This is a genomic window from Thermus sp. FJN-A (genome assembly GCF_054655095.1).
In genome coordinates this window covers 1-625 of record NZ_BAAHSC010000050.1, presented here as the reverse complement: position 1 = coordinate 625, position 625 = coordinate 1, and the positions used below count along the sequence as shown (strand labels likewise).

General features: G+C 72.6%; 1 protein-coding gene. It reads left to right on the top strand.

What is annotated here, in order from left to right; genetic code table 11:
• Positions 1-625, top strand: a 625-nt coding sequence (locus ACYQ0J_RS00245; protein ID WP_460170229.1) for a CRISPR-associated protein Cas4, incomplete at both ends; no start/stop codon positions are given.

Here is a 625-nt window from a genome sequence, read left to right as displayed (position 1 = left end):
GGTCCCCTCGGTCACGGAGGTCACGGGGCGCCTGAACAAGAACCTTCAGGACTGGGCCGTGCGCCAGGTGGTGGAGTACCTCCAGGAAAACCTGGTCCCGGGGCTGGTCCTCACGGAGAAAGAGGTGGACCGCATCCTGAAGGAGGCCGCCGAGGCCCACCACAGGGCCGCCCGGAGCGCCGCGGGGCGGGGCACCGACCTCCACGCCTGGGCGGAGGCCCACTTCAAGGGGGAAAGGCCTCCCCTCCCCGAGGAGGAGCCCCTCCGGGGGATGGCCCGGCGCCTGGCGGACTGGTGGGACGGGACCGGGGGCAGGCTCCTGCGCTCCGAGGAGGCGGTCTTCCACCCGGAGCACCGCTACGCCGGGCGGGTGGACCTGGTGGCCCGCTTTGGGGACAGGCTCGTGGTGGTGGACCTGAAGACCTCCTCCCGGGTCTACCCGGAGCACCTCCTGCAGGTGGGGGCTTACGCCCTGGCCCTGCGGGAGGAGGGGCTGGCGGTGGAGGGGGGCTTCGTGGTGGCCCTGCGGGAGGGGATGAAGGTGGCCGAGGTCCCCCTGGAGGAGGCGGGGGAGGCCTTCCTGGGGCTCCTGGCTGTTCACCGTTTCCTGAGGGGCTTGGGGCTG